Annotated in this window: 12 protein-coding genes and 1 tRNA gene; 5 read left to right on the top strand and 8 right to left on the bottom strand. The window is 74.6% G+C overall.

Annotated elements, in window-relative coordinates; translation table 11 throughout:
• Window positions 1–2: 2 nt before the first annotated feature.
• The 3 genes from ABD994_RS07345 to ABD994_RS07355 form a co-directional block, all read right to left on the bottom strand.
• Window positions 3–572 carry a DUF3090 domain-containing protein gene (locus ABD994_RS07345; protein ID WP_345412392.1) on the bottom strand — a complete coding sequence of 190 codons (570 nt, stop codon included), beginning with the start codon at window positions 570–572 and terminating at the stop codon, window positions 3–5.
• Window positions 573–663: 91 nt separating this feature from the next.
• A complete protein-coding gene (locus ABD994_RS07350; RefSeq protein ID WP_345412395.1) occupies window positions 664–1,392 on the bottom strand; it encodes a histidine phosphatase family protein in 729 nt (242 codons plus the stop codon).
• A 23-nt stretch (window positions 1,393–1,415) separates the two neighbouring features.
• A complete protein-coding gene (locus tag ABD994_RS07355) occupies window positions 1,416–2,264 on the bottom strand; it encodes an undecaprenyl-diphosphate phosphatase (protein WP_345412477.1) in 849 nt (282 codons plus the stop codon).
• 100 nt (window positions 2,265–2,364) lie between these two features.
• Between ABD994_RS07355 and ABD994_RS07360 the strand changes: the two genes are divergently transcribed.
• Both ABD994_RS07360 and ABD994_RS07365 read left to right on the top strand, forming a co-directional pair.
• Window positions 2,365–3,354 carry an aldo/keto reductase gene (locus ABD994_RS07360; protein WP_345412397.1) on the top strand — a complete coding sequence of 330 codons (990 nt, stop codon included), beginning with the start codon at window positions 2,365–2,367 and terminating at the stop codon, window positions 3,352–3,354.
• A gap of 100 nt (window positions 3,355–3,454) precedes the next feature.
• On the top strand, window positions 3,455–3,703 hold the full coding sequence (locus ABD994_RS07365) for a DUF5703 family protein (RefSeq protein ID WP_345412399.1): 249 nt from the start codon (window positions 3,455–3,457) through the stop codon (window positions 3,701–3,703).
• Here ABD994_RS07365 and ABD994_RS07370 read toward each other — a convergent pair.
• From ABD994_RS07370 to ABD994_RS07380, 3 genes are read right to left on the bottom strand one after another with little or no spacing between them, the layout of a single operon-like run.
• Window positions 3,700–5,691 (bottom strand): MFS transporter, encoded by a 1,992-nt coding sequence (locus tag ABD994_RS07370; protein ID WP_345412401.1) that lies wholly within the window; start codon window positions 5,689–5,691, stop codon window positions 3,700–3,702. The genes ABD994_RS07365 and ABD994_RS07370 overlap by 4 nt on opposite strands.
• 54 nt (window positions 5,692–5,745) lie before the next feature.
• Window positions 5,746–6,693, bottom strand: coding sequence for an NADPH:quinone oxidoreductase family protein (locus ABD994_RS07375; protein WP_345412403.1), 948 nt, complete (start codon window positions 6,691–6,693; stop codon window positions 5,746–5,748).
• On the bottom strand, window positions 6,693–8,009 hold the full coding sequence (locus ABD994_RS07380; RefSeq protein WP_345412405.1) for a M20/M25/M40 family metallo-hydrolase: 1,317 nt from the start codon (window positions 8,007–8,009) through the stop codon (window positions 6,693–6,695). Before ABD994_RS07380 ends, ABD994_RS07375 begins: the two co-directional genes overlap by 1 nt.
• Before the next feature lie 64 nt (window positions 8,010–8,073).
• Between ABD994_RS07380 and ABD994_RS07385 the strand changes: the two genes are divergently transcribed.
• A tRNA-Leu gene (locus ABD994_RS07385) sits at window positions 8,074–8,157 on the top strand.
• On the opposite strand, the gene ABD994_RS07390 is transcribed toward ABD994_RS07385, so the two are convergent.
• A complete protein-coding gene (locus ABD994_RS07390; RefSeq protein ID WP_345412406.1) occupies window positions 8,139–9,593 on the bottom strand; it encodes a glycoside hydrolase family 28 protein in 1,455 nt (484 codons plus the stop codon). The two genes, ABD994_RS07385 and ABD994_RS07390, sit on opposite strands and share 19 nt — an antisense overlap.
• Window positions 9,594–9,677: 84 nt before the next feature.
• Between ABD994_RS07390 and ABD994_RS07395 the strand changes: the two genes are divergently transcribed.
• Both ABD994_RS07395 and ABD994_RS07400 read left to right on the top strand, forming a co-directional pair.
• Window positions 9,678–10,400 (top strand): VOC family protein, encoded by a 723-nt coding sequence (locus ABD994_RS07395; RefSeq protein WP_345412408.1) that lies wholly within the window; start codon window positions 9,678–9,680, stop codon window positions 10,398–10,400.
• An 88-nt stretch (window positions 10,401–10,488) separates the two neighbouring features.
• A complete protein-coding gene (locus ABD994_RS07400) occupies window positions 10,489–11,439 on the top strand; it encodes an endonuclease/exonuclease/phosphatase family protein (RefSeq protein ID WP_345412410.1) in 951 nt (316 codons plus the stop codon).
• On the opposite strand, the gene ABD994_RS07405 is transcribed toward ABD994_RS07400, so the two are convergent.
• Window positions 11,423–11,860: an MOSC domain-containing protein gene (locus ABD994_RS07405; protein ID WP_345412412.1), complete on the bottom strand. Its 438-nt coding sequence runs from the start codon at window positions 11,858–11,860 to the stop codon at window positions 11,423–11,425. The two genes, ABD994_RS07400 and ABD994_RS07405, sit on opposite strands and share 17 nt — an antisense overlap.

Genomic DNA, 11,860 nt, shown 5'->3' on the forward strand with positions numbered 1-11,860 from the left:
GCCTACTCGGGGGTGGCGACGCGTCGGTAGCCGTTCTGCCGGGGGCACACGTGGCCCGCGGCGTCGAGCGGCTGGGTGCACAGCGGGCACAGGCGGCGGCCGGCGGAGACGACGCGCTCCGCACGGGTCGCGAACGCGCGCGCCCCGGCCGGCGAGAGGAACACGCGCAGCGCGTCCGGCCCCTCGTCGGTGTCGTCGAGGACGACGGACTCGTCGACCTCCTCCTCGGTGACCGCGAGCAGCTCGACCACCACGTTGCGGGACTCGGCGTCCCAGCCCAGGCCCATCGTGCCGACCCGGAACTCCTCCTCCACCGGGACCTCGAGCGGCGAGGTGTCGACCTCGTCCTCGGGGACGGTGACGGGCACGTCGGCGCCGAAGCGCCGCGAGACCTCCTCGAGCAGGGTGCCGATCCGCTCGGAGAGCACCGAGACCTGCTGCTTCTCCAGCAGCACGCTCACCTTGCGCGCCTGCTCCGTGGCCTGCAGGTAGAAGGAGCGTTCACCGGGCTGCCCGACGGTGCCGGCGACGAACCGGTCGGGCTGGCGGAAGACGTGGATCACCCTGGGCATGACTTCTCGATCGTAGGACTTTCCTTGATCGTAGGACGGCAGTCGGCGCGCCGCCGGAGGAGCCTCGCGGCTCCGGGCGTCGGCGGTGTGCTCATGCTACTCCCGTCGATCCCCCGACGGTGGCCTCCGCGGGGACGGCGTCCTCGGCCGCGGCGGCCGCGTCCTCGCCGTCCTTCTCCTCCTCCGGCTTCGGGACCAGCGACGACAGGTCCCCGCCGGTGTCGTTCACGCGGACGACGAACGGCCGGGTCGGCGTGTAGCTGATGACGCTGACGGAGCAGGGGTCGATGACGATCCGCTGGAACGAGTCGAGGTGCAGACCGAGCGCGTCGGCCACCGCGGCCTTGATCACGTCACCGTGGCTGCACGCGACCCACAGGGCCTTGTCGCCGTGCTCGGCCCCGATCCGGGCGGCCTGGCGGCGGATGGCCGCGACGGCGCGGGCCTGCATGCCGGCCAGCCCCTCGCCGCCGGGGAACACCGCGGCCGACGGGTGGGCCTGGACGACCTTCCAGAGGTCCTCCTTGCCGAGCTCGCCGAGCTTGCGGCCGGTCCAGTCGCCGTAGTCGACCTCGGAGAGGTCCTCCTCGACGGTCGGCTCGAGGCCGCGGGCCTCCAGCAGCGGCGCGAGCGTCTCGCGGCAGCGCTGCAGCGGGGAGGTCACCGCGGCCGCCAGGGGCAGCTCGGCCAGGCGGTCGACGAGCTTCTCGGCCTGGGCGCGCCCGTGGTCGTCGAGACCGACCCCGGGGCTGCGACCGGCGAGCACGCCCGAGACGTTGGCCGTCGACCGGCCGTGCCGGAGCAGGATCACCGTCGTCACGACACGACCCTACGCGCGGGTCCTCACGTGGCCGGGACCACGCCGTTGCTCACGGCGAGCAGCACGATGAGCCCGAGGATCACCCGGTACCAGACGAAGACGTAGATCGTGTGGTTCTCGACGAAGCGCAGCAGCCAGGCGATCGAGGCGTAGCCCAGCGCGAAGGCGACGAGCGTCGCCACGATCATCTGCGGGATGCTCGGCACCACGACGAGGCTGCCCTGCACGTCGGCGGCGCCCGGGTCGAGGATGTCGGGGATCTGGGTGAGCCCGGAGGCGAACACCGCGGGCAGGGCGAGCAGGAACGAGAACCGCACGGCGACGGCGCGCTCGAGGCCGAGGAACAGGCCGGCCGAGATCGTGCCGCCGGAGCGGGACACGCCGGGGATCAGCGCCATCGCCTGCGCGCAGCCCATGACCAGGCCGTCGCGCAGCGTCAGCTGGTCGGGCCCGCGGCGCTGGCGGCCGTAGCGCTCGGCGGCGGCCAGGACCAGGCCGAACACGACGAGCACGGTGCCGTTGAGGTACAGGTTGCGGGCCGGGCCCTTGATCGCGCTCTCGAACGCGAGGCCGAGCACGCCGATCGGGATCGAGCCGAGGATCACGTACCAGGCGAGCTTGTAGTCGTAGTTGCGCTCCTCGCGGCGCACGAGCCCGACGAACCAGGCCCGCAGCAGCCGCCAGATGTCGGAGAAGAAGTAGATGAGCACGGCGGTCTCGGTGCCGAGCTGCGTCACCGCGGTGAACGCGGCGCCGGCGTCGTTGCCGAAGAAGAACGCCGAGGTGATCCGCAGGTGCGCCGACGACGAGACCGGCAGGAACTCCGTCAGTCCCTGCACGATGCCGAGGACGATCGCCTCGAGCCATCCCATGGGAGCGCCCACCGTCACGGCGCCGGACGGTAGTCCACGCAGCGTGCGACCCCGCCTCCCCCTCGGAGGTGGCCGCGGCGGCTTCGTAAGCTCGGCGCCCGTGGAACAGCGACGCCTGGGCGCCAGCGGGCTGCGCGTCTCGCGGCTCGCCCTGGGCACGATGAGCTGGGGCCGGGACACCGACGCCGACGAGGCGGGCGCCGCGCTGCTGGCGTTCCTCGACGCCGGGGGCACGCTCGTCGACACGGCCGACGTCTACGCCGGCGGCGAGGCCGAGCGGATCCTCGGCGGCCTGTTCGACGACGTGATCCCGCGCAGCGAGGTCGTGGTCGCGACGAAGGCCGGGGCCCGCCGCGAGGACGGCCCGTTCGGCGGCGGGGCGTCGCGGGCGGCGCTGCTCGCGGCCCTGGACGACTCCCTGGACCGCCTCAACACCGACTACGTCGACCTCTGGCAGCTCCACGCCTGGGACGACGACGTGCCCCTCGACGAGACCCTCGCCGCGGTCGACGTGGCGCTGACCACCGGGCGGGCCCGCTACGCCGGGGTGGCGAACTACGCGGGCTGGCAGCTCGCCTCGGCCGCCACCCGCCAGAGCCTGACGTCGCTGCCGCTGGTGTCGGTGCAGTCGGAGTACTCGCTGCTGGACCGCGCGGTGGAGACCGAGGTGCTGCCCGCCGCCGAGCACCACGGGCTGGGCCTGCTGCCCTGGGGCCCGCTGGGCCGCGGGGTGCTGACCGGGAAGTACCGGGAGGGCGTGCCCGCCGACTCGCGCGGGGCCTCGGAGCACCTCGCGGGCTACGTCGGCCGCCACCGCACCGAGCGCACGGCCCGCATCGTCCAGGCCGTCGTCACCGCCGCCCACGGGCTGGGGACGTCGCCGCTGGCCGTCGCGCTGGCCTGGGTCCGGGACCGGCCCGGGGTCGTCGCCCCCGTCGTCGGCGCCCGCGACGGCGCCCAGCTCCTGGGCTCGCTGGCCGCCGAGGAGCTCGTGCTGCCCCCGGCGATCCGCGGGGCGCTCGACGACGTCAGCTCCCCGGCCCTGCCCGACGACGAGGACCAGGAGCCGGACCTCCCGCCCTGGGAGTGATCCGATCCAGCCCGGACGACCGCCCGCGACACGTGCGCGGCACGTCGCCGTGTGCGTACGGTGGTCTGGCTCCGTCAGGTGTCTCGGAGGTGGTCGGCTCGTGAACGACGCTGGTGGTGGCGACGGGGGTGCCGTCGTCGGGGCACCGGTGGTGGAGGGCGACTGGGAGTACCAGCCGGTACGCCTTCCACCGGACGTCACCCGCATCTCGGCCACGGTCCAGCTCGGCATCCGCGCGGAGTTCGGCGGGTGGGAGCTCGCCCGGACGCTGCTCTACGCGGACGGCACCCGGAAGGTGTGGCTGCGCCGCCGGCTGTCCCGCTCGCTGGTGGCGGGCCTGGCGACCTAGCTCCCCCGCCGGACCTGCAGCACCAGGTCCAGCGCCTGCGGCCCGCCGTCGACCGCCACCCGGTCCGCCCGCGGGCCGTACGTGCCCACGGCGCCGTCCCGCGGCGTGGCCACGAGCAGGTAGGTCCCCTCGCGCGGCGCGAGGTGGAAGCCGCCGTCGTCGTCGGTCAGCGCGCGGGCGGCCTCGCGGCCGTCCGGGTCGACGAGCGTCACCACGGCGTGCACGCCCTCGCCGCCGGGTGCCAGGACGTGGCCGCGCACGCCGGTGGCCGGCTCCTCGGGGACGGTCGCCACGGCCTCGGTCTCCCGGGCCGCGCCCTCGTCGTACGCGTACTTCCCGCCGCGCAGCAGCGAGCCCAGCGCGGCGACGAGGCAGCAGATCGCGGCGAACACGAGCGCGAAGGTCAGCCCGTCGGCGAACGGGCCGCTGATCAGCTGGGGGAAGAAGCTGCGTCCGGTGAGGTAGGCGGCCTGGTCCGGCCCGATCTGTGCGAGGACCTGGGGGCCGAGCAGGGTCTCGATCGGGTTGTAGCCCAGCAGCGCGGCGAACAGCGTGCTCACCGGCGGCAGCTCCGCGACCCGCCCGGCGACGTCGGCGGGCACGCCGTGCTGGGTGAGGCCGGTGAACAGCGACGAGGGCAGCGTCGTCGACAGGCCCAGGATGAGCATCGAGAAGAAGATGCCGATCGAGAGCACGGTCGCGGAGTTCTGGAAGGTCGAGGTCATGCCGGCCGCGGCGCCGCGCTGCCGCGGCGGGACGCTGTTCATGATCGCGGCCCGGTTGGGCGAGGAGAACAGGCCCATGGCCAGGCCGTTGACCGCGAGGACGACGGCGAAGCCCGCGTAGGCGAAGTCGACCGGGAGGAACTTCAGCGCGAGGAAGCTCCCCGCGGCGACGACCATGCCGATCGTCGCGAAGCTCCGGGCGCCGTAGCGGTCGGAGAGGATGCCCGACAGCGGTCCGGCGACGAGGAAGCCGATGGTCAGGGGAACCATGTAGATGCCGGCCCACAGCGGCGTGGACTCGTAGTCGTAGCCGTGCTGGGGCAGCCAGATGCCCTGGAGCCAGATGATGAGGATGAACTGCAGCCCGCCGCGCCCGAGGGCGGCGAGCAGGCTCGCGACGTTGCCGGCGGTGAACGCGCGGATGCGGAACAGCGACAGGTGGAACATCGGGTCGGTCACGCGGGTCTCGACGACGGCGAACACCGCGAGCACCACGACCCCGCCGATGATCAGCGTGAGCACCGTCGGACTCGTCCAGCCCATGACGTGCCCGCCGTAGGGCTGGATGCCGTAGGTGATGCCCATGAGCACGGCGACCAGGCCGACGGCGAAGGTGACGTTGCCCCACCAGTCGATCCGCGCCGCGTGCCGCTCGCCGGCCTCGCGAAGCTTGAGGTAGGCCCAGACGGTGCCGAACACCCCGATCGGCACCGACACGACGAACACGAGGTGCCAGCTCACCGGCGCCAGCACGCCGCCGACGATCAGCCCGATGAACGACCCGGCGATGGCGGCGACGGAGTTGATGCCCAGGGCGAGCCCGCGCTGGTGGGTGGGGAACGCGTCGGTGAGGATCGCCGTCGAGTTGGCCAGCAGCAGCGCGCCGCCGATGCCCTGCAGCACGCGCATGGTGATCAGCCACAGCGCGCCCGCGTCGCCGTGCAGCCACGTGACGGCGAGCAGGATCGAGAAGACGGTGAACACCGCGAACCCGAGGTTGTACATGCGGGTGCGGCCGTACATGTCCCCCACGCGGCCGAAGCTCACGACGAGCACCGCCGTGACCACGAGGTAGCCCATGATCAGCCACAGCAGGTAGCTGATGTTGCCGGGCGCCAGCGGGCTGATGTCGATGCCCTTGAAGATGTCCGGCAGCGCGATCAGCAGGATCGACATGTTGATCGTGACGATGAGGACGCCGAGCGTGGTGTTGGACAGCGCCACCCACTTGTAGCCCTCGCCGACCGGCTTCTCACCCGTCACGACGCCTCCCGGCCATAGTCGTTAGCTAGCGACAACTATATGCCGGGCGGCGTCCTACGGCGCGAGCAGCACCACGCGGCCGGTGGTCTGCCGGGCCTCGAGCGCGGCGAGGGCGTCCGGGAGGTCGTCGAAGGCGTACTCGGCGCCCACGAGCGGGTCGATGGCCTGCCGCTCCCACAGCGCCTCGATCTCGCGCTGCCAGGCGGCGACCAGCTCGGGCGCCCGCTGCTGGTAGGCCGACCAGTGCACCCCGATCACGCCGTAGTTCTTCACCAGCGCGTGGTTGGTGGGGGCCTCGGCGATCCGGCCGCCCGCGAAGCCGATGACGAGCAGCCGGCCCTCCCAGGCCACCACCCGCCGCGCGGCGTCGAAGCCGTCCCCGCCGACCGGGTCGTACACGACGTCGGCGCCGCGGCCGTCGGTGAGCTCGCGGACGGCCGCGACCAGGTCCCCGGGGGCGACGAGCACCTCGTGCGCCCCCGCCGTCCGGGCCACCGCCTCCTTCTCCGCGTCGCCGACCACGGCGATCACCCGGGCCCCGGCGGCGACGCCGAGCTGCACCGCGGCGGCGCCGACCCCGCCCGCCGCCGCGAGGACGAGCAACGTCTCCCCCGCGGCGAGCGTCGTGCGGTGGTGCAGGGCGCACCAGCCCGTCTGGTAGGCGACGAAGAAGCCGGCGGCCTGCGCCGCGGACATCCCCTCGGGCCAGGGCCACGTCGTGCGCAGCACCGCCTCCTCGGCGAACCCGCCGTGCGGCAGCGCCACCGGACCGAACACCCGGCGGCCGTCGTCGGTCACGCCGGCGACCTCCAGGCCCGGCGTGAACGGCGGCGGCGTCCGCTCCTGGTACTCGCCCGCGATGTGCAGGATGTCGGCGAAGTTCAGCGCCGCGGCCGCCACCCGCACGCGGGTCTGCCCCGCCGCCGGTTCGGGCCGCGGGACGTCGGCGACCTCGAGGACCCGGGCGAACGGGCCGTGCCGCGGCACACTCCAGGCGCGCATCAGGTGCGGAGGAGGATGCGCTCGAGGACCCGCGTGCCAAAGCGCAGCGCGTCGACCGGCACCCGCTCGTCGATGCCGTGGAAGAGCGCGGTGAAGTCGAGGTCCGGGGGCAGCCGCAGCGGCGCGAAGCCGAAGCACCGCATGCCGAGCTTGACGAACGCCTTGGCGTCGGTGCCGCCCGACATCATGTAGGGCAGCGTGTGCGCCTGCGGGTCCTCCTCCTGCACCGCGCGGGTGATGACGTCGACGAGGTCGCCGGAGAACGGCGTCTCGACGGCCTCGAGGTTGCGGATCCACTCGCGCTCGACGTCCGGGCCGAGCAGCTCGTCGAGCTCGCGCTCGAACGCCTCCTGCCGCCCGGGCAGCACCCGGCAGTCGACGGTCGCCTCGGCCACCGAGGGGATGACGTTGGCCTTGTAGCCGGCCTGCAGCATCGTCGGGTTGGCGGTGTCGCGGGTGGTGGCCCCGACGACGCGGGCGACCCCACCGAGCTTGGCGACGGCGCCGTCGAGCGCGGCCGCCGAGTCGGTGGGGAACTCGATGCCGGTCAGCTGGGTGATCTCGTCGAAGAAGCCCTGCACCGACTCGGAGAGCACGAGCGGGAAGCGGTGCCGCCCGAGCCGGGCGACGGCCTCGGAGAGGATCGTCACCGCGTTCTCGTCGTGGATCATCGACCCGTGGCCCGGCCGCGACCGGACCCGCAGCTTCATCCAGGCGATCGACTTCTCGGCCGTCATCACCGGGTAGACGCGCACGTCCTCGCCCAGCGTCACCGAGAAGCCGCCGACCTCGCCGAGCGCCTCGGTGCACCCGTCGAACAGGTCCGGGCGGTGCTCGGCCAGCCAGTGCGACCCGTAGGCGCCGCCGGCCTCCTCGTCGGCGAGGAACGCGAACACGAGGTCGCGCGGTGGCACCGTGCCCTCGGCGGCGAACTGGCGCGCGAGCGCCAGGATCATCGCGTCCATGTCCTTCATGTCGACCGCGCCGCGGCCCCAGACGTAGCCGTCCTGCACGGACCCCGACAGCGGGTGGACCGACCACTCGTCGGCCGCGAAGGGCACGACGTCGAGGTGTCCGTGCACGAGCAACGCCGGACGCGAGGGATCGGCGCCCTTCAGCCGCGCGAAGACGTTCTGGCGGTGCGGCGCGCCGGACTCGACGACCTCGGTGTCGAACCCGACCTCCCGCAGCTTCTCGTCGACGTACCGGGCGGCCTCCGCCTCGCCGGTGGTGGTGTCGAGCTCCCCGGTGTTCTGGCTGTCGATCTGGATGAGCTCGCTGGTCAGCTGCACGACCTCGTCCTCGGCACGACCCATGCGCGGCATCCTGCCACCCACCGTGATCGGGCTGCGCGGCGTCGTCTACGCTGTCTTCTCGCAGGTCCGAGTGGCGGAATGGCAGACGCGCTAGCTTGAGGTGCTAGTGCCCTAGTAGGGCGTGGGGGTTCAAGTCCCCCCTCGGACACCCCTGTCGACCAGGTCGATCCCCGCGGGATCCGTCCGGTCGAGCGCCAGGCCCTCGACGTCGTCGACGACCACGGCCGGTCGGGCGTCGGGCCCGGTGAGCTCGATCCGCACCCCGCGCAGCGTGAGGCGCGCGGCGTGCCGGGCCCACAGCCCGGACGCGGGCAGCACACCGAACATCGTGTGCTCCGGGTACGCCCGGGCCTCCTCGGGCGGGTCGCGCCGGGCCGCGTCCGCGACCGAGCCGCCGCCCGGGACGGTGACGTGCACGTCGGCGAGGACCACGTCCTCGACGGGGAGCCCGGGGAGACCCGCGACGCTGGACGTGGCGCCCGCGAGCGGCGTGCCGGGCGCCACGGTGGCGTCCACCCGCTCGATCCGGACCCCGCGCAGGCGGCCGACCGGCCGCGGCCGCGCCACGTCCGTGGCCCCGTAGTCGAACCCGCGCGCCCCGCGGCGGATCGCGAGCGGGGCGGCCACGTCGCGCATCGTGAGGTCGCGCACCGTCACGTCCTCGAGGTCGCCGCCGTCGACGGTCTGCAGCTTCAGCCCGCCGAGCCGGCAGTCGTGCAGGAGGCAGTCGGCGACCGTCACGCCGCGGAACCCGCCCAGCGACTGCGTGCCGAGCTTGATCCCCGCGCAGCGCGAGCGGACGACGCAGCCGCTGACGACGACGTCGGTGCAGGGGCGGGAGAACGAGCTCTTGAGCACGACGGCGTCGTCGAGGGTGTCGACGTCGCAGTCGCGCACGACAGCGTCGCGGCAGCTGTCGACGACGATGCCGTCCTGGTGGAGGTGCAGCGTGCTCGTGACGCGCAGCCCCTGGACCCGCACCGCGTCGCAGTGGGCCAGGTGGACGGTCCACATGCCCGACTCACGCAGGGTCACGTCGCGCAGGGTCACCGCGCGGCAATCCCGGAAGAACACCGTGCGGGGGCGGGGGCCGCTCGCCACGTCGGGGTCGCGGATCGGCACCTTGGGGAAGAACGCCCCGTTCCCGTCGATCACACCCGCGCCCTCGACCCCGATCCGCTCCGCGCCCTCCGCGTACAGCAGGGCCCACACGCGCCGGCCGCCGACGTCGAGGTCGCGGGCACCGAGCTCGTGCGGCGGGTAGTCCGCGATGTCCGGGCTGCCGAGGAGCACGGCCCCGGCGGCGAGGTGCAGCGAGACCCCGGTGCGCAGGGTCACCGTCCCCGCGAGGAACCGGCCCGGGCCGAGCAGCACCGTGCCCCCGCCCGCGGACGCCGCCGCGTCGACCGCGGCCTGGATCGCGGCGGTGTCGCGCGTGGTGCCGTCGCCGGCCGCCCCGAAGGCGCGCACGTCGACGACCCCGGTGGCCGCCGCGACACCGCCCGCGCGCGCACCGGTCGCCGCCAGGGCCAGGGCCCCGAGCGCGGCCGCCGACCCGGCGAGGAACCGGCGGCGGGCGACCACGGCCCCGACGCTAGCCCGGACCCGGCGACGCGGCCGCGCCGCGACCGGTTGTGCCCCGCCGGCCGGGCCTCGCAGACTGGCGCCGTGACGCGCCTGGACGGCATCCCCTGCTGGGCCGAGCTCGACGTCGGCGACGCCGACCCGGACGCGGTGATCGCGTTCTACGGCGCGGTGCTCGGGTGGACCCTCGGCGACGACATCGGCGCGGACCACCAGCACCGCACCGTCCACCACGACCGGATCCCCGTGGCCGCGCTCGGCTCGCCCGGAGCGACCGCGCCACCGGCCTGGACGCTCTACCTCGCCGTCGACGACGTCGACGCGGCCGCGGACGCCCTCGAGGAGCTGGGCGGGCAGGTGCTGCACGGCCCCGACGACGACCTCGCCGGCGGCCGCCTGCTCGTCGCGCTCGACGCGGGCGGGGCCGTCGTCGGGCTGTGGGAGTCCGACGACCCCGTGCTCGCACCGGCGCCCGGCCGTCTCTGCTGGGCCGAGGCCGCCTCCGCCGAGCCCGGGACCACGCGCACCTTCTACCGCGAGCTGCTCGGCTGGCAGGTCGCCGACGCCGACGCCGACGGGCGCCTCGTGTGCCACGCGGGCGGCGGCCCGGTCGCGGGGATCGGGCTCGCGGGCGACGCACTCCCCCACTGGCTCGCGGTCTTCGCCGTCGCCGACGTCGCCGCGGCGGTCGCCGCCGCGCGGGAGGCCGGCGGGTCGGTCGTCACCGCGGACGGTCGGCGGGCCACGCTCACCGACCCCGCCGGTGCGGTGTTCGGGGTGCTCGAGGTGGCGCTCGAGGTGGCGTGAGCCACGGCCCGACCTCACCCGGTCGCGGCGCCGCCCTCGGTACGGTCGCGGCGGGCCGTGCCAGACCGGGGCCCGGGGAGGGCCGGACGTGGAGCGGGGCACGATCGCACCGCCGGCACGCCGCCGGGTCCGGGCGTCCTGGACGCTCGTCCTGCTGCTCGCCGCCCTGCCGTGGACGTGGTGGCTGCTGCGCGACGGGCTCGGCGTGGTCGGCGACGTCGTCGCGATCGTGCTGCCGGTGCTGGCGGTGGTCCTGGCGGTGGCCGCCCTGGCGGTCCTCGGTCGGCGCGGCCTGGTGCCCGCGGTGTCGGTGCTGCTCGCGGCCGCCCTGGCCACCCTCGCCCCGTGGACCCCCGAGGACGCGGCCCCGGTGCGCCCCGGCGCGGGCGTGACCGTGGCGAGCGCCAACGTCACCGCGACGCCCGCGACGGTGCCGGCGCTGCGAGACAACGCGGCCGAGGTCCTCGCGGTCGTCGAGAACACCCCCGCGATCGACGCCGCCGTCGCCGCGGGCTACCCGTACCACCTGTTCGCCGACAGCACCCCGAGCGTCGGGGTGTACAGCCGCTACCCCCTGCGCCTGCTGCAGGACCCCGGTCCCGGCTTCCCCGGGATGCGGGTGGCGGTCGCGGCGCCGACACCGTTCGTCCTCTACGCGATGCACGTCCCGAAGCCCTGGTTCAGCGGCTCCGGCGGCTACTGGACGACCCCGGGCGAGCACCACCGCCTCGTCGAGGACCTCGCGGCGCAGGCCGCGGCCGAGCCGGGACCGGTGGTCGTGGCCGGCGACCTCAACTCCACCGACCGCGCCCGCGACTACCGCCTGCTCGTCGGCGACGGGCTCACCGACGTGATGCGCTCGCGGTGGACGGGCCCGACGTCGGTGACGATGTGGCGCGCGTTCCTCCTGCGCATCGACCACGTGCTGGTCGGCCACGGCTGGTGCGGGCAGGCCCCGCGCCAATTCGTGCTCCCCCACTCCGACCACGACGGCATCACCGCCACCGTCGGGCCCTGCACGGTCACGCCGGGAGGGTGACCGCGTCGCCGACGGCGACCGTGCCCGACGTCAGCGCCCGGCAGATCGCCCCGCCGCGGCCGTGCATCGCCGCGCGGGCGCCGTCGCCGATCTCGGTGTCCATCACCCGGCACGGCGCGGCCCGGCGGACCACCTCGAGCTCGACGTCGCCGACCGTGAGCCGGGCACCCGGCTCGGTGGGCACGACGCCGTGGTCGAGGGTGATCGTGCGCCGTGTCAGCCCCTCGGGCACCGAGGCGCCGAACGTCACCGACGCCGCGTCGAGCTCGTCGCGGCTCTGGACGGAGACGTGGCGGTGACGCGAGCCGTGGTAGCGGTCGACGACGACGCCGCGGCCGGCCTCGACCGTGATCGACGACACGGCGACCATCGGTGCCTTCCGCTCCGGGGCGATGTGCAGGGCGGCGACCCGGACCGTCAC

The sequence above is a fragment of the Actinomycetospora chlora genome (genome assembly GCF_039542135.1).
GTDB classification, from domain to species: Bacteria; Actinomycetota; Actinomycetes; order Mycobacteriales; family Pseudonocardiaceae; genus Actinomycetospora; species Actinomycetospora chlora.

What these genes read in the sequence shown, in the direction of transcription:
- ABD994_RS07345 (WP_345412392.1), bottom strand. Translation starts at nt 572, where the DNA reads ATGCCCAGGGTGATCCACGTCTTCCGCCAGCCCGACCGGTTCGTCGCC.
- ABD994_RS07355 (WP_345412477.1), bottom strand. Translation starts at nt 2,264, where the DNA reads ATGGGATGGCTCGAGGCGATCGTCCTCGGCATCGTGCAGGGACTGACG.
- ABD994_RS07375 (WP_345412403.1), bottom strand. Translation starts at nt 6,693, where the DNA reads ATGCGCGCCTGGAGTGTGCCGCGGCACGGCCCGTTCGCCCGGGTCCTC.
- ABD994_RS07380 (WP_345412405.1), bottom strand. Translation starts at nt 8,009, where the DNA reads ATGGGTCGTGCCGAGGACGAGGTCGTGCAGCTGACCAGCGAGCTCATC.